This is a genomic window from Marinobacter sp. M3C (assembly GCF_023311895.1).
In the GTDB taxonomy this organism is placed as follows: Bacteria; Pseudomonadota; Gammaproteobacteria; order Pseudomonadales; family Oleiphilaceae; genus Marinobacter.
The window spans coordinates 23,687-40,132 of sequence record NZ_CP092284.1 but is presented as its reverse complement, the minus strand read 5'-3'; the positions used below and the strand labels follow the sequence as shown (position 1 = coordinate 40,132).

Below are 16,446 nucleotides of genomic sequence, written 5' to 3'. Positions count from 1 at the left end.
TTAGCATTATTGAGGCTCGCAATAGATTAAGCGGTACTGGCAGATCATAGCGGAGGCAAAAAACCGTTCATTGAACTGTTCTTGAGCACCTTCTACCATACCCGCGCGGAGGTTTTCGTTCTCGCAAAGGGCTTCGAGAGCGATTGCGAACGATGATTCATTGTCTGACTCTGTCAGCAGTCCAGTTACTCCCTCCGCAATAATTTCCGGGCTACCTCCCACATTTGCGGCTACAGCCGGGATTCCCAATCTAATTGACTCCAGTAAGGTCATGGAGGTGCCTTCCGTATGGGAGGAAAGCAGAAATAAATTCATAGCGGCCAAATAATGTAAAGGGTTGTTAATAAAATCTGTAAACATGGTTCGATCACGTATCCCGAGTTCGTTGGCCAGAGAGATCAGTTTTTCTTTATCTGGGCCATCTCCAACCATCAGTAAATAGCTGTCCGGTCGTTTTTCGGAAAATTCTTTAAAGGCTCTGAGCATCATGCCCTGATTTTTAACGGGGTCGAGGCGGGAAACGGTACCCACTACAAACGCATCGCCGGGAATTCTCAGGCTATCTCGTAACTTTTTCGCCTCTGGATCGTTCCGTTTCAACGGAAAAATTCCTTTGAAAATCAATTGTATATTCTTTCGTGGTGTAAATTCATACTTCACAAGCGCTTTTTTAGTTGCGTTTGAAATAGCCACAACAGCAGGCGTGAATAATGCCATCAGAGGGTTGAGGAGCATTGCCTTATAGCGGTGTCTATCCGGGTAAAAACGACCGTGCTCCGTAAAGATCACCTTGGCTCCTGTTCCTGGCACTGCCAACCACCCGTAAAACCAAGGCGTATACTGGTGGCAGTGCACCACATCAAACCACCCTTCCCTTAACCGCTTTCGGATCCCAGCCATTAGCGACCAGTCAAATCCCTGCTTTCGCGCCAATTTATGAACCGGGACAGCTGTTTTCTGGAGTGCTTCCCCAATAGATCCTATCTGGCCATCAATACAAAGAATTTCGGACTCTACTCCTTCAGACTTCATACCCATGACAAGCTGCTGGACAATCTGCTCCGTACCACCGATTTCCATGTTGAAGATAGCCAGCGCCCTCGGTGGCTTTTGATCTGGGCGTATGCTGCCTAAGCTCATATCACCCGTCATGCGCTCACCTGATATTGCTGCCACCAGAGCTCAAAAGCTAATAAAGACCAAAGCTCCTTTGTGAACTGGTCATCCCCTGCCAGGTGTTTTTGCCAGAGGTTGCGAATGCCGGCAGGTTCAAAGAAATTGGCAACACCGCTATTTGGAGACAACAAAAGTTGCTCAACAATAGGCTTCAGCTCACGGCGAAGCCACTGCGCCAACGGCACCGAGAAGCCCATTTTCTTCCGATAAAGTATGTCTTGCGGCAGCATCCGTTCAAAGGATTTTTTCAGTATGTACTTCTTCTCTTTACCGTTCAGTTTCAGTGCTGCCGGTATTTGCGCAGCGTACTCCACCACCCGGTAATCCAGCAGCGGCGCCCGAGTTTCTAATGAGTTTGCCATGCTCATGCGGTCTACTTTCACCAGAATGTCTCCGGGAAGGTAGGTTTTGATGTCGGTGTACAGAATGCGGGAAAGGTGCTCGTCTGTATCTGCTTTGTTGTAGTGCGCGCGGGTTATATCGGCCGGGTCATAACCCTGGGTTTCGCGTTTCAGTTCGCCCGTTACAAGATCATTCCACACATCTTTTCGAAAGAAGCTGTTAGTCACAAAAAAAGCCTCGTCTGGCTCTAGTGCCAATGTTCCAAGAAGCGATCTAGCTTTTCTGGTGGGCCCGCTGTTCACCATTCCTGCCAGGCGGGCAAGTCCGGGGAAGAGGTTGTGGCGCAAAGCCGCGGGGAACATTCCCCGTAACCGGTTTTCCACATGGTCTGTGTAATACTTGCTGTACCCGGCAAAGTTCTCATCGCCGCCGTCGCCAGCCAGCGCTACAGTGACTTTTTGGCGGGCCAGCTGTGATACGAAATACGTCGGTACAAAAGACGGGTCAGCAAAAGGCTCATCAAAGTAACGGGCAATGTCCACCAGGCTGTCTGCAACGTTGTCTTTCACCGTGAATTCATGGTGATCTGTTTTGAACTGTTCGGCCACTTTTTTGGCCCAATGCACTTCGTCAAACCGTTTTGAATCAAAGCCGATAGCACAGGTGGTTACTGGCTTACTGGTATGGCCTGCCATTAACCCAACCACGGCACTGGAATCGATACCGCCACTTAAAAAGGCACCCAGGGGCACATCGCTGATCATGCGCAGGCGAACTGCATCATCAATCAGGTTGTAGAGGTTGTCCTGTATTTCATCCAGGCTGGCGCTTGAAGAGGTTGAAAAAGAAACATCCCAATACTGTTCCTGTTTTGTGTCGGTACCATCCGTCATTAACCAATGGCCTGGGGCCAGTTTGTGGACATTTTTGTAGATGGTTTTCGGGTCTGGCACATACTGATAGAAGAAAAAGTCTTTTATGGCGTCGTGCCGCAACTCGGTTTTGACGAAGGGAGCTGGCGTTAGGGCTTTTAATTCAGAGGCAAAGGCGAACTGGCCATCCGCTTCATAAAAGTACAGCGGTTTTTTGCCAAGGCGATCGCGCGCCAGGAACAGTTTTTTAGCGGTGCGATCCCATATTGCCAGCGCGAACATGCCGTTGAGTTGGTGCAGGCATTCGGGGCCATAGATTTCATAAAGCGCGAGCAAAACCTCTGTGTCGGTTCGCGTGCGGAAGCTGCAGCCCTGACTGATGAGTTCATCGCGCAATTGCTGGAAGTTGTAGATCTCGCCGTTGTAGGCAATCACATAGCGTTCTGATGCAGACACCATTGGCTGGGTGCCGGCATCACTGAGGTCAAGAATGCTCAACCTGCGGTGAACAAAGCCCACTGAGTCATCAAGCCAGGTTGAACCGGCATCGGGCCCGCGGTGGATAATGGCCTGCCCCATGTTCTCAAGCCAGCTCTGATGAGCTTCGCGACCGGGGGTGGAGGTGGTGCGCAGAAAACCCGCCAATCCGCACATTAACTGACCTCCCCTTGTTCTGTAGCGTCAGTTTTTTCTTTGCCGGTTAGTGTACGGAACAACGCTTCGTACTCGTTTGCCATGCGGGCCGCGGAATAGCGCTCGTGTACCATTTCGCGGGCGTTATAGCTGAGTGTTTGAGCCAGTTCGGGATCGTTCAGAACCTGCTTGCAGAGGGCTTCCAGCGCGGCTTTGTCGCCAAAGGGCGCAAGCAATCCTGTTTTGCCATGCTCTACAAGCTGGTCTACACCGGGAATGTCGTAAGCTACCACCGGAACACCTACGGCCATGGCCTCCATCATGCACCTGGGTATACCTTCCAGTGAAGAAGTCATCACAAACAGGCTAAAGTTTGAAAGCAATTCTAGCCGGTCGCTGCGAAAACCGAGGAACTCAATGGCATTCACACTATTAAGTTCGGAAGCCTGAAGTTCCAACTCCTTTCTTTGGCTGCCGTCGCCAAGAAGTTGCAACCGAAGATCGGGCGCCTGTTGATGAAGCTGATCAAACACGCTTATAAGGTCTGGTATGCCTTTTCGGGGAATCATCTGACCAATAAAGCCGATGATTCGGGAATCTTTGTTGGTTTCTTTGTCTTCGGGCAGGCTCGCCAAAGCCGCATCAATTTCAGTAAGGTCGACACCGTTTCTAATAAACAAGGTTTTAGATTCAGGCACTTTAAACCGTTTCATGTCGTCCATCAGTTCTTCGGAAAGAGGAACAACACGGTCAAAGTAACGCAGCATGTGCGTGCCTATGCGGATAAACGTTGCCAGCTTGAACCCAACATCACCAGAGAAGCCGTGCGGGGTGCTGACGCAGGCAATGCCTGATTTTTTCGCAGCCAGCAGGCCCAGGATGTCTGATTTGTAGCCGTGGGTATGAATTACGTCTATCTGGCGGTTACGGATAACCTCGCACAATTTGCTAACCACTCGGAAATCGAAACGCCCGTGCATATCCAGGTAATGCACTTGCTGTTCATCGTCTTGGGGATAGTACTCGGCTACCGAAAGGTCTTGGTCTGGCGATTCCCGGGTTACCGCCAAATCGCAGATAACGCCATCGCGGTTGATGTTGTTGGCCATGGCCAGAACCCAACGCTCTGCGCCATAAAAGCCGGCCGGGGTTATGAACTGAAGTATTCGCAAACTGTTCACTGATTCGTCACTCCGGGAATTCGTTTCTTCGGTGCTTCTGGCGCTGTTCCAGGTTACCTGTGTTTGGCCCTGCATGGCCTTCACAATGCCCCGTACTGCATAGCCATTCACCATCACGAAATAGTAGGGCGTGGATACCCAGGCTGGCAGGCTGTTCTTGTCGGTTGTTAGGTGTCCTTTGAGTGCCAACGCCAGCAGTATTAGGCTGCCCAAGGTGACCAGTTGAAACAGTCCGTAGCCCGCCAAAGCAAGTATAACGCTCCCCAAAACGCCGACCGCCAGAAACAGCGGAATCAACCAGCGCAGCAGTTTGTGGGAAATAACCTCAAACGCAAAAGTACCGACTTTTTTAGGATTCATCACGCTGCGCACTCGCATCAGCCCACGAATGCTGCGGTTGACTATGCGTTCTTTGCGGGCGATTTCACGGCTAAAATCACCGGCAGTTTCTTCAAAACAGCGGGCTTTTGGATCAAACACTCCGCGATAACCTTTGGCAATGATTTGTAGCGGGTTCACAAAATCATTGATGTCTTGCGGCTGCAAAGGCTCCCAGAGCTCAGTGCGAATGGCGTAGATGGCGCCGTCGCCGCCTACTACGGAGTGCAACTGCGATTCCATTTCTTTGATGGCCAGCTCGTAACGCCAATAGAGGTTTTCATTATTGGCGCTGGCGCCGCTGTCTGCGTCTGTGTAGAGCGCAGCGCCTACGGCGTAGCCAACCTTTGGGTCGTCAAAATTCTCTGCCAGGCGACTGATGGCGTCGGGGGCGTACATGGCGTTGGCGTCGCTGAACACGGTGATTTGGGTGCGTATCTGTTCCATGGCCAGGTTGATGCCCATGGTTTTTCCCAATCGGCCCGCTTGGCGGATCAGTTTGATGCGAGGGTTGCCAAGGGCTTTTACTTTTTCGTCGGTGCCGTCATCGGAGCCGTCGGACACGACAACGATGTTCAACTTGTCGGTGGGGTAGTCCAGTGCTGTGGCGTTGTTGAGTTTTTCTTCTATTACTGCGGCTTCGTTGTAACAGGAAATGACCAGGGTTACGGTTGGGATGCTGCCATCTTCAGTGCCGACGTTTACCGGGGCTGGCTTTGGCTGAATATTGCGGGTAAGCAGCCACAAAATAGCGGGGTATCCGAAATACACGTAGACCGGCACCAGCAAACACACAACGGTAATAAACAGAATAACGCTCATAGGGTGATATAACGCCGTAATTTAGGGCCAATCCAGTTGGCGACGGGCAAAGGAAAACGCTGCCAGATGCGTTCGATTAGCGGGCGCAAACGACTGACAGCTTTGCTTAAACTAGAACTTGAAATTGAGCCTGACACCGCGCCTTCGTTCGTCTGGCTGTCGTTGCGCCAAATCAAATGGTGGGGTACTGCACCCCACTGTTTTTTAAAACGGAATGTGCCCTCGCCCAATGTGGAGCGGCCAAAATCAAACTGGGTGCAGCCTAGATCATTCACTTTGGCCAGCAGGGTCCAGTACAACAGCATGTTCGGTGCCAGCTTGTTGTGTTCTTCAAGGGTAGACGCCCAGGGAATGCACGCCTGCTTGCCCTGCACCAGCACTATGCCGCCACCTACCGGCTCGTTACCTTTGAACACCAGGCCTACCAACATTTTGTCGCCGTAGGCCCTGCCCAGTTCTTTGAACCAGCTCAGGCTGTGTACCGGTGAGCCCAGGCGCAGCATATTACGTGAAAACACCGCATAAAATAATGTGATGGCGGCGTCGCCTTGGCGTACTTCTGCGGTTAAGCCATTTTTTTCGGCTTTGCGGATCTGGCTGCGCAGTTTGGGCTTGTAGCTTTTCATCAGGGTTTCACTGCAGGCCGGCAATTCGCACAGCATGCGCACTTTGGTGTCGCCGGCAAGCTCGGTGCATTCTTCCGGCAGCAGTTCTGGCCCGCCTTCGCGAATTTCCAGAGCTGCACCGCCGAGACTGGCGGCGAGATTCTGCGCGGCGAATCGAATTTCGTTGGCAATGTGCGGGCTGTCGGCCAACAGCCCACCAAGATCGCAGAATGGCAGTGACACCAAGGTGCTTGGCCGAAAGGGTCGTTTCACTTCCACCAGCGGCAAGGCTCCGCAAAGCTTGCCGTTTTGATGGGCGGTTACCACCCAGGCAGCGTGGCCGTAGGCTTTTTTAACCGCCGTTAACCAGCCGCTGTAATGGTAAGGCGTGGCGTTTGGTTGGCTGGCGATGTAATCGTTGTAGTCTTTCAACGGGAAAGCCGACAACCGTGAGGCACGTACCTGCAGTTCAGCGTTCATTAGGGGCTGTTTCCTTCAGCCAAAGCTGTTTGGTGCGCCGGGCGGCGTCTTCCAGTTTCAGTTTAAAGCGGCCACGCTGCAGTGACACCTGAGTGAGCTGCCGGTGCAACTGGCCCAGGTTGGCTTTGTAGCGTTCTTCGCCACCCATAAAGTCGTAATAGTGAAAGCCGTGGTGGCGGTAGTCTTCAATGCACAAGGTGTGACCCAGAAGCCCGGGTTTCAGCCGGTTGTCGGTTTCAGTTTCCATGCCGCCCAAGTAGAAATAGATAACGCCTTTGTGCAACAGGTTATAGAAGCTGGCGATTTCCTGGTCGCCGGCCATCAGCGATACCAGGTCTATACCGCCATCTGCCCATTGGGTTCGAATCAGCTCACGATGAAAGTGCAAAAAATCCGGGTTGGCAAAGCCACTCTGGTCGGCACCACTGCCCCAGCGCTGCAGATGCCGCGGGCCTATGCGATCAAATAATGCCAAAGCGCCTTCGACCGAATCTGGCCGCTGCAACTGCACCTTCCCCCGCTGCTGGTATAAGCGTTCGCAGCGGCTTATCTGGTAACGGGTGTTGCGTGACAGGGTATCCAGGTAATGCACGCCACCGCGCCGCAGTTCGTCCAGATTTACGCCGAAACAGGGCGCTTCCCAGCGGATGTGTTTGTGCAACCCGGTTAGCTGGGCGTAGCGGTCGGCGTCTTTACTGTCGATGGCACCGACAATGAATTCGTCCCATTCTGGCAATTCTTCACAGATGTACTTTAAAGACGCAGCAGCCACCCGGTCTTCCTCGCCTTTTTCAGACAGAAAACCGTTGTATTCAATCCAAATCTGGTCTTGCAGGCGCTGCCCAGTTTGGTGCAAGCGCAGGCAATGGCTTTTCAGCACGCCATGGCGGCGTTCGCTGGTTTCAACCAGCAGGCCCAAGCCGATAATGCGCTCGCCCTCGGTTACTTTTAACACCCGTGCTGCAGGCTTGTAAGTCGCCAGCCAATGCCCCAGCCACTGCCACGACAAAAACACCGTGGGTTCGGCGCGGTGTTCCAGATCTTGCCAGTCAGCCTTCAAACCTGGGTAGGCGGAGGCTGGCTGCAATGTCACTGATAAGTTGGCCTTGGCCATGGCATTGCTTCCTGACACCTGTTTAATGCTGCGGATTCGGGTGTTCCACCAAGAATGGCCCAATGGCCAAGTAGTCCAGTGCTCCCTGCAAAAATGCACGAACGCCGTCTTCCGGCGAGCTTACGATGGGCTCTTCGTGCATGTTAAAGCTGGTGTTGATCAGGCTTGGGATGCCGCTGATTTTTTCGTATTCTTTCAAAATGTCGTAATAGCCGGGATTCACGTGGCGCTGAATCAGCTGGGGTCTGGCGGTGTTGTCGACGTGCACGGCGGCCGGGCAGTTTTCTTTCATGAACTCGGTGCAGTCAAAAGTGATGGTCATGAATTCGGCGGCGTGTTCGGCGCCTTTGATGTTGTGGTAGCACTTCTCGCGGGCCTCGTACAAGGTCACCGGGGCGAACGGCATGAATTCTGTGCGGCCCAGGCGTTTGTTCAGCCATTGGTTCACTTCCGGCTCGCGGGCGTGGTACATGATGGTGCGATTGCCCAAGGCACGGGGGCCGTATTCCATGCGGCCATCAAAACGCGCGACTACGTTGCCGTTGTGGATCAGCTCGGCCACTTCTTTGGCCAGGTGCTCCGGGCGCTGGTATTCCAGGCCTTCGGCTTTCAGGGCCTGTTCCATTTCGGATTCGGAGTAATCCGGCCCCATGTAACTGTTATCAATGGACGGCTTCGCCCCGCCCTGCCAGCTGTGATAGAGCGCCGCGCCGGTGCCGCAGCCGCCGTCGCCCATGTTGGGGTAAACGAAGATGTGGTTTACGCCTTCGATTTCAAAGATGCGCTGGTTTAGCTTCACATTGGCGGTAACGCCGCCGGACAACACAATGGTGTCTATGCCGGTTTTTTTGACCCAGTGGCGAATGTAATCGGTGGCTACTTTTTCCAGAACGTACTGATAGGCCGCGGCCACGTCGATTTTTGGAAACTTGGACGCCAGGTAACGAGAGAAAAACACGTTACTGGCTTCGTAAATACGGAAATCACCCGGCGTTTGCTGAATGCGTGAAAGCAGGATGTCGCCCAGGATGGACGGGTCGCCGTAGGACGCCAAACCAACGATTTTGCCTTCATGGCGGCTGGGTTTGAAGCCAAGGCTGGAGGTAACGTGTTCGTACAGGGTGCCCAGGGAGTTCGGGAACGGCAGGCCGTGCAAACGATGGATTTTGCCGTCGCGGCCTTCACTGATGGAACCGGCCAGGCCGGTACCGTAGCCGTCCAGGGTAACGCACAGGGCACGATCGAAACCGCTGCACAGAAAGCTGTTGGCAGCGTGGGACAGGTGGTGGTCCATGCGTTTGATGGGGCCACTCCAGCCTACCGAGGCCAGACCATCGGTCAGTTCGGTTTGCCAATGCTGGAAGGACTCTTTTGCGTTTTCGCCCCACTGCCGCGAGGCTTTTAGCGCCATGGTGTTGGATGCTATTTTTGTGGCACCTGTCATGGAGTAATAAGAGTTGTATAGAAAACTCTTTTCCATCATGGCGTTAGGGTGGGTTAGCCCGTGAATGGCTTCACTGCGGTCTGGTACGCGGCTGAGCGCTTCTTTGATTTGCGGGCCCAGGTCTGTGGGTTCAAACGACTTTATAAATTCTTTTTCGTCTTCCATGTTTTTGGAAAACAGTTTTTGTTCGTTTTCTGCGGTCAGGAACGGGTAGCAAACCTGGTCAAAATCTGACATGGACAGGCCGGTGTAGGCAAGTGCTTTTTCCAGGGCCAGGCGCGGAAATCCGGATTGCTGTTTAACCCGGGTAAACCGTTCTTCGCCGGCGGCAAACAGGATGTTGCCATCTTCAACGATGGATACCGTTGAGTCTTTATCTAGCGGTGATATGCCAAGCACCTTCATGCCATTCTCTCCATAAGCGTTCGAATGCGGGCAGGTGATGACGCCTGGCCGCCTAATTCATTAAAGAAAAAATCAAAATACTGTCGAAAACTGTCCAGAAATAAACGCAGCTGCGCTTCGCTCTGAACGTAAGATGTGTGCCCGGGCACCACGCTGGGGCTGTGAAAGCTCCAGGTAAAGGTGCGCGCACCCTGTTTGTACAGGGCACGGGTGAGTTTTATGTGTTCTGCCGGGGCGAAGCCTTCTGGTGACAGCATTAACCGGTCAACCGCGCCCAGGCGCGACAGAATGCCGGGGGCTCTGAACTTTTTCAGCGCCAGCGCAGATTGGTAAAGCGGAATAGCAAGGGCGTTAGCCCAACCTATGAATCCGCCGCTGCACGGGATTTCCAAAATGCGCTCGCCGCTGTCGGCTCCAAACCAGAACGGGTGGGCATTGAATCGCCGGTAATCCGGGCCGCCGTCTGCCCGGGAATCCAAGGGCGGGCACACCGACAAATCGATGTTGAAACCCAGTTCCTGAAGTATACCCGTGGTGTTTGGCCCAAAGCCGTAACGCCCGGCTTTGTAGGTGGTGGGTTTAGCGCCGAAATTGTCCGCGATGGTTTGCTGAAGAATTTTGAGTTTCTGCCGCTCCAGATCTTCAGGCAGGTTGCCCGGGTAGCTGTTGGCGCGGTTGACCACTTCGGTTTGCGGCGGATTTACCCAGGGGTGCAAATGGGCGCCGATTTCGCACTGGCCGTCTGAGGCAAACTGCTTCAACAGGCCGTAGCCGTGGGGTTGGCTGGCCACTGGGTAGTCGATGACGTAACACGGGCAAATGCCGTATTCGTTGAAAATACTCTGTACCCGGTCGATATGCGCCATGGCCGACACCTGATTTGCCTGGGCGTTTGGCTCGGCGCTCCAGTCAAATTCTTCTTCGGTGTCGATCACTACGATTAATTGCGGTGGCAATTCGTAGGGCAGGTTGATGGCCTGGCGCTGTGAAAACATAGGTGCGTCCTTGAATCCCTGTGTTATTAACCCTGCCGCTTAGCGGCCGTTTAACGCAAAACCGTGGGTTAGTTCTAAGCGGATAACGTATTGATCGCGATCGTTGCTGACCGTTCCGCTACCCAAGTCGCTGCGCAGGTAAGACTGGTTAAACGCCACCGCGAATTCGGTGTTTTCTGCCAGTTGCCGTGACCAGCGGGTATCAAACCGGTGTATCTGATCAACAATGGTACCGGCCTGGTCTTCTGCATCGCCCTGCCAGCTGTAGCCAAAGGTAATGCGCTGCAGATCGGTTAGCTGCACACCCAAGCTGACGCTGGAGCGGTATTCGTGGGTTTTGTCGCCGCTGATTTGAGATTTCAGCAAGGCGGCTTCTGCGGCCACGCTGAGTGTGCAGGCGTTGCACAGCAGATCGGTGCTGTGGAATATCGATACGGAATCGCTAACCACCAAATCTCGCAGCTCGACTGTTTCCGGTAAAAAACCGAATTCGGGCGGTAAATTCAGCGACAGATCTGTGGCGCTGTCGGACAGCCTTCGGTTGTACTGAACCGAGGTGCGGTATTGGTCGGCCACCCAGCTGCGGTCCACGAACCCGGTTAATGCATCGCTGTCGGTTTCGGTATTGTCTGAATACTCGGTTGTTGCCCAACTTTGACCGCCACCGATGCTGAACGAGCCGTTTTCCAGATCGCGCCGGTACACCAGCTGGGCGCTGTCGATTGTTTGGTCAACGCTGCTCCCATCAGACCAGCTACGGTTGGCGTTAAGGCTGGCACTGGAGCGCTCGCTAAGCCTGCGGGTTAGCTCGGCGCCTGCCGTTAAGGAGTTTTCATTGCTGAGGTCACCGCCACCAAAACTTTGGCCGGCCTGGCTGAACAGGCGCAAGGTAGAAAGGCTGCCGGCATTAAAGCGTAAGCCTGCCCCGGCGCTTAAGGTGTTTCGGGTTTCGTAACTGGACGGGTTGACCACAAAGCCGGTGTTGTTGCGCACCGAGCTGACGGTGTGGCCCAGGTTAAAATCCAAAGGCTGAGCCGGGTCGAAATAGGCGTAGCTGGCCGCGCCTGAAATGGAGCTGGTGTCCGTTTGGTCGCCAACGGAGGTGTCGCGCCTGGTTTCCAGGGTGCCACCGTATTGCAATGCTAGCGAGTTTGCGCCGCTGGCAAGCGCGCCACCAATACGACCAGATACACCCACGCTGGGTTCCGTGCGGGTGTCTGTGCCGCCGACACTGTCGGTTCGGGTGTGGGTGGCTGCCGTAAAGACGGAAGCGGAACCAGCAACGGATTGCAGTGTGCTGCCGTCAGCCACCTGTGCCGCTAGTGGCAATGGTAAACCACATACCGCGATTAATGCAGCCGATGAGCGGCCAAATCGTTTCCCTGCTCTGCGTTCCATGTGTTACTCCTGAAAAACCAGCCCGGCAAATTTGTCCGTTTCCAACAGACTAACCGCTTCTGCGATTTCGTCGCCTGTTACTTCGCCAAAGGGCACACCCATGACCACTTGGTCAGCAAAGCGTTCGAGTATGCGGGCTTCGGTGTTATCCCGGAACGCCGGCGCGTTGATCACGATACAGCGGTCCGGATAACGATTTTTCAATTCGCTGATTAGCTCGCGCATGCGCACCGCTGAAAACAGCTCTACCGCCGAAGACGCCTGGGTGCCCGCCGGAATCACGCTTAAACGGGCTACGCCGCTGGCGTACAGGATGTCTTTTATGTTCAAAGAACGGTCGGCGACGAAGTCAGTCGCGCCGGCTCCGAGGGTTGCCGACACCAGGTTCTGCAGACTGTGATTGTATGGATCGCAATCTACCAGCAGCGCAGACGTGTGTGAGTCCAACGCAAAGGCCGCCGCCAGGTTGTAGGCGGTGGCGACGGAACTGCGGCCCTGCCCCAATGAGCTGAACATAACCGCAAAATTGCCCTCGCCGTGGCGGCTGCGCAGCTGAATTCGCAGTTCGCGGTAGGCGTCCATCACCTCTTTGTCTGGCATGCCGGGATAGATGATTTTCTTTTCCCGCAACTGCTCCCGGCTCCAGGGATTCGGGTTTCCGATCAGTTCCAGCGAAACGGCAGAGTCATAGACCGTTGGCGGGCGCTCTGAATCTGCACCTTGTGCCGCACCCAGTTGTCGACGTGGCGCTTCGACACCGGCAAAGGGCCGTTCTTTGCGGAAGTTGTCTTCAGAACTCGCTTCGCCTTCTGAATGGGCGCTTTGGCGTTCTTTCTGATTTTTCAGCAACGCGTTGTAGAGTTTGTTGTCGTCCATTAACGGCCCCCGAACCCGGTTAACTCGCGGGCTTTATTGATCAATTGTTCCGGGGTTATTCCCATTACGCTGAACAGCAACACGCCGAGGTAGACCGCCATGAACACGGCCAAAATAAACAGTATGGCCATGACATCTTTGCGTAACAGGCGGTCTTTCCAGGTACTACGGTAATGCGGAATGCTGGTCAGCACCGGAAGGCCTGCGGGTAATGACAGTTGCAAAGCTCGCGGCGAGCGCAGGCGCTGGTCAAACATCACCAGCATAACCAACAGGCCTAACACCATGGTGCTGCCCAAAAACGGGCCAGCCAAGCCAACCTGATAAAGTTGTAGCCCATCCCAAGTGGTGGGGTAAGTCGCCGGCTCCTGAATTTTGTAGCTTACGCCCTCGCCTTGCACGTCTAGCGTCATAGACAAACGTGCTTTTTCCCTGCGCTGCAGCATGTCTTCGTACACGCCGCGGGTAACGTCGTAATCGCGGGTGAGCTCAGAGAACTGGGCCTGGTTTTCGGCGACGCGCTGGGAGCGTTCAAAGGCTTCTTCTAAAAGTCGTTCAAGCGATGCCAGCCGATTGGTTTGTACCGCTAAGCGAGTGGTGCCATCCGAGAGCTGAATTTTCAGGTTCTCGTAGACCGGGTTTTCCATCACTTCGGTTACCCCGCCCTCACGGGAGGAATCACTCTGGCCCGACACCTGGCTTTCCAGGTCGGCAATCTGAGCCTGGGTGCTGATTACGTCTGGATGGCGTTCCTGATAGCGCAGCAGCAGCGAATCTAGTTCCAACCGCATAGACGACAGCCGGCGCTCTGCGGCAGATTTGCCGGGGTCTAAGGTAATGCGGCGTACCGGCTGTTCCCGGGACAGCTGTTCGCGAGTTAAGCGTACTTCGGCCTCGGATTGCTGCAGTTCCAACTTCAGATTTTCAATTTCGCGGCGCAGGCTTTCGATGCGCGCCATGGCGCTGCTTTCGTTGCCGTCTTGGTTGCCACTTTTGAATTCTTTAAGTCGCTCTTCGGCGTCTTCTAGCTGGCGCTGGTAGGTTTTTACCTGAGAGTCAATAAACTCAAACGCGCCCTGGCTTTCAGATCGTTTTTTACGCACTGAGCGCTCAACAAACCGGCTTAAGGCCGCGCTGAGTACCTGAAATGAGCTGTCTGGATTGCGGCTGGTGTAGGTCAGTTCCAGGAAACTGCGGTTAGACACCCGCAATTGAATCTGTTTGCGCAATTCGCTGATGATGCCGTTGCGCGTTGCATCGGCTTCGCCGCCGTTGATCATTCCGGTGTCCAGAGCGACTTGCTCCAGAAATGACCGGCTTTGAATCATTTCACGGGCTTCGTTAATGCGGTCAAGCTGGGTGACTTCCGCCTGGCCGCGCAGTAGTGGCTCAAGAATGTTGGACTGGTCGGCGTATAACACCGCCTGGGATGTATAGCTTTTGGGCGTAACGTACCCCATTGTTAAAACACCGGCTGTTACCAACATAAAGATAACAACCGCCGCCAACCTGTGGCGATAAAGCTCAAGCTTTACCGCACGCAGGGTGTCGATGATGAACTGTAGATCCATCAGAGCTCGCCTCGGAACAACTGTTTGCGGGGCACGCTGATGACGTCACCGGCCTGCAAGGTGTGGTTGGTTTGCATGTCGCCTTCGGTAAGGATAGCGCCCAGATCCAGGCCGTAACTTTTATATTCGCCGTCAACCTGGCGGTGTAATACGGCGCGGCCGTCGGCGGCAAAATCCGTCACGCCACCGGCGATGAGTACCAAATCCAGCACGGTCATGCCTGGCTGAAAGGCAACAGATTGCGGCGACGCTACCTGGCCGGTAATGCGCAGGCGGTTGCGAAATTCTTTGCTGGCCGGGGAGGTAACCATAACGGAGACTTCGGGGGTGCGAATGAACTCACTCAGGGCGGTGCCCACTTCGGTGGCCAGTTCTTCAGGGCGCTTGCCATCGGCTTTCACATCGCCCATCAGGGGCATAGAGATGAAGCCGTCTGGGCGCACCACAATGGATTGGTTCAGTTCCGGGTTGCGCCACACGTGCACCGCGATGGTGTCACCCACGCCGATTTCATAGGCTTCGACGTCCATTTCGGAAGACGGAGGCATTTGTGCGGAAGATGGCAGGCCGGAGCAACCCGCCAACACGAGTGTGAACAATGCCGTACATACTGCTGCAATCGCTTTAAACCTGCCCATAATTTTCTCCAGATCCCTGTTTTTTTGTCGTCGCTACTTTTGTTACTGCCGCTGCTACCGCACGCCTTTGCCCAGAAGCACCACTTCCACTGTTTGAATCATGATAAGTATGTCCATCAGTAGGCTGTGATTTTTCGAGTAATAAAGGTCGTATTCCAGTTTGCCTTTGGCGTCTTCTACCGAGGCACCGTAGGGGTATTTAAGTTGGGCCCAGCCCATTAATCCAGGCTTTACGTAATGCCGTGTGTCGTAAAGCGGTATTTTCTTTTTCAATTCAGAGACAAATTCCGGCCGTTCCGGGCGCGGACCGACAAAACTCATTTCGCCTTTGATCACGTTGTAAATCTGCGGCAGCTCATCCAACCGGGTATTGCGTATGAAACCGCCAACACGGGTAATGCGGTTGTCGTTTGCTGACGCCCAGCGGGCTTTGCCGTCTTTTTCTGCATCCTGGCGCATGCTGCGAAATTTATAGATGCGAAATTCTTTGCCCAGCAGGCCGATTCTTTGCTGACTATAGAGCACCGGGCGGCCAGTCTCTAGGAATACTGCAATAGCGGTTAGTATAATAAAAGGCGACATGATGGCCAGCAACGTGAGGCTGAGCGCAAGATCGACAAAACGCTTGGCAAACGCGCGGCTGCGAGAGGCGCTGAAACCGTCAGAAAACAGGATCCAAGACGGGTGAACCATGTCGAGCTTGGCTTTTTGCAGCTCGCGCTCGTAAAAATCCACTCCGCTGGTCACGGTGATGCCGCGCAGTTTGCACTCCATTAATTCCGCCATGGGCAGGAAGCCGCCCTGGGCCTGACGCCGTTCTTGTGGGGCGATCACAATTTCAGACACTTTGTTGTGGCGGCAAAACTCGTGGAATTTGACGGGGATTGGCAGTAACTGATCTTTTTTTACAGCGGCCTGGTCCGGGTTGTCTGCAATGCAGCCGATGATGCGAACGCCCATGGCGCGCATGTTCTGTTCGTACTCCTGCATTAAGTTAGCGGCAAACGGGCCTGCGCCAAACACCACTACCCGGCGCACCAGCTGTTCTGAATCGACCACTCTTAAAAAGACCAGCCGGCACAGAATGACGATTAATGAGGAGAGCGCGACGGCGTAGAAGAGCGCGGAACTGCCCGGGTCGAACGCTGGTGCAAACAGATAAATAATGGTGAGGCCCAGGCCGCCTACGAAGCAGTAAGCCACCAAGGTGCGAAAAAACAGGGAGGAAGCGTTTTCATTGGCAAGGGACGAATAGCCGCCCATAGACAGGGTGCCGGCGCTAAGCATAAGCGCGAAAACCAGCGCGGCTAAGGTGCCAGACGCCAGTTCAGGCGGTAAAGGAATGGCCAGATGTACGCCAGTCGCGAGCAGGCGGTACACAAAAAACAGTAAACAAAATTCCAACACGCCAAGCAACAGATACGGGATGTGTAGAAACTGTTTCCGAAAACGAATATAGGACACACCAAACTTCCTTGCCGCCCGCCTATTGTTTAATCGAAAAATCGACGCTGTA

Annotated in this window: 12 protein-coding genes; all 12 read right to left on the bottom strand. The window is 54.1% G+C overall.

Features of this window, described 5'->3' with window-relative positions; genetic code table 11:
- Window positions 1–6: 6 nt before the first annotated feature.
- From MIH18_RS00165 to MIH18_RS00110, 12 genes are read right to left on the bottom strand one after another with little or no spacing between them, the layout of a single operon-like run.
- Window positions 7–1,152, bottom strand: a complete 1,146-nt coding sequence (locus MIH18_RS00165; protein ID WP_249013547.1) for a glycosyltransferase — start codon at window positions 1,150–1,152, stop codon at window positions 7–9.
- On the bottom strand, window positions 1,149–3,044 hold the full coding sequence (gene asnB, locus MIH18_RS00160) for an asparagine synthase (glutamine-hydrolyzing) (RefSeq protein WP_249013546.1): 1,896 nt from the start codon (window positions 3,042–3,044) through the stop codon (window positions 1,149–1,151). Before asnB ends, MIH18_RS00165 begins: the two co-directional genes overlap by 4 nt.
- The gene (locus MIH18_RS00155) at window positions 3,044–5,404 is read right to left on the bottom strand and encodes a glycosyltransferase (protein WP_249013545.1); all 2,361 of its coding nucleotides are present in this window, start codon (window positions 5,402–5,404) and stop codon (window positions 3,044–3,046) included. Before MIH18_RS00155 ends, asnB begins: the two co-directional genes overlap by 1 nt.
- Entirely contained in the window at window positions 5,401–6,489 is a 1,089-nt protein-coding gene (locus MIH18_RS00150; RefSeq protein ID WP_249013544.1) for a GNAT family N-acetyltransferase, read from the bottom strand. The genes MIH18_RS00155 and MIH18_RS00150 overlap by 4 nt, the downstream gene beginning before the upstream one ends.
- A complete protein-coding gene (locus MIH18_RS00145; RefSeq protein ID WP_249013543.1) occupies window positions 6,479–7,603 on the bottom strand; it encodes a GNAT family N-acetyltransferase in 1,125 nt (374 codons plus the stop codon). The genes MIH18_RS00150 and MIH18_RS00145 overlap by 11 nt, the downstream gene beginning before the upstream one ends.
- Before the next feature lie 22 nt (window positions 7,604–7,625).
- The gene (locus MIH18_RS00140) at window positions 7,626–9,452 is read right to left on the bottom strand and encodes a carbamoyltransferase C-terminal domain-containing protein (RefSeq protein ID WP_249013542.1); all 1,827 of its coding nucleotides are present in this window, start codon (window positions 9,450–9,452) and stop codon (window positions 7,626–7,628) included.
- Window positions 9,449–10,447 (bottom strand): polysaccharide deacetylase family protein, encoded by a 999-nt coding sequence (locus MIH18_RS00135; protein ID WP_249013541.1) that lies wholly within the window; start codon window positions 10,445–10,447, stop codon window positions 9,449–9,451. The genes MIH18_RS00140 and MIH18_RS00135 overlap by 4 nt, the downstream gene beginning before the upstream one ends.
- 39 nt (window positions 10,448–10,486) lie before the next feature.
- Window positions 10,487–11,845 (bottom strand): hypothetical protein, encoded by a 1,359-nt coding sequence (locus tag MIH18_RS00130; protein ID WP_249013540.1) that lies wholly within the window; start codon window positions 11,843–11,845, stop codon window positions 10,487–10,489.
- A gap of 3 nt (window positions 11,846–11,848) precedes the next feature.
- The gene (locus MIH18_RS00125) at window positions 11,849–12,721 is read right to left on the bottom strand and encodes a polysaccharide biosynthesis protein (protein ID WP_249013539.1); all 873 of its coding nucleotides are present in this window, start codon (window positions 12,719–12,721) and stop codon (window positions 11,849–11,851) included.
- Window positions 12,721–14,292, bottom strand: coding sequence for an XrtA system polysaccharide chain length determinant (locus tag MIH18_RS00120; protein ID WP_249013538.1), 1,572 nt, complete (start codon window positions 14,290–14,292; stop codon window positions 12,721–12,723). The genes MIH18_RS00125 and MIH18_RS00120 overlap by 1 nt, the downstream gene beginning before the upstream one ends.
- Entirely contained in the window at window positions 14,292–14,930 is a 639-nt protein-coding gene (locus MIH18_RS00115; protein ID WP_249013537.1) for an XrtA/PEP-CTERM system exopolysaccharide export protein, read from the bottom strand. The genes MIH18_RS00120 and MIH18_RS00115 overlap by 1 nt, the downstream gene beginning before the upstream one ends.
- A 54-nt stretch (window positions 14,931–14,984) precedes the next feature.
- Entirely contained in the window at window positions 14,985–16,394 is a 1,410-nt protein-coding gene (locus MIH18_RS00110) for a TIGR03013 family XrtA/PEP-CTERM system glycosyltransferase (RefSeq protein WP_249013536.1), read from the bottom strand.
- Window positions 16,395–16,446: the final 52 nt, after the last annotated feature.